This window comes from Streptomyces sp. NRRL F-5123, assembly GCF_000721495.1.
Taxonomy (GTDB): domain Bacteria; phylum Actinomycetota; class Actinomycetes; order Streptomycetales; family Streptomycetaceae; genus Actinacidiphila.
Map to the genome: position 1 here is coordinate 1 of NZ_JOHY01000199.1, position 336 is coordinate 336.

The window sequence follows — 336 nt, forward strand, 5'->3', positions numbered from 1 at the left end:
ATTGCTTGGGTGAAGGGGGTGAGGACGGGGTCCATGAGGGGTGAGTGGAAGGCGTGCGAGACCTGGAGGACGCGCGCCTTGCGCCCCCGGCCCTTCCACACACCGGCGATGTCCTCGATGACGCCTGTGGGGCCCGAAACGACCGTGCTCGTCGGCGTGTTGTACGCGGCCACGCCGACCTCGGCGCCGTGGCCGGCGAGCAGCTCGGCGGTCTCCTCGGGTGTGGCCTCCAGCGCGGCCATGGCGCCGCCGGGGGGTAGTTCGCCCATGAGGGTGGCGCGGGCGGTGACGAGGCGGGCGGCGTCTTCGAGGGTGAGGACGCCGGCGATGTGGGCG

The 336-nt window shown here is 72.9% G+C and carries 1 protein-coding gene; it reads right to left on the bottom strand.

Annotation, left to right across the window (positions count from 1 at the left end; all coding sequences use genetic code 11):
• A partial coding sequence (locus IH54_RS41135; protein ID WP_043183737.1) for an acyltransferase domain-containing protein occupies window positions 1-336 on the bottom strand: 336 nt, incomplete at both ends.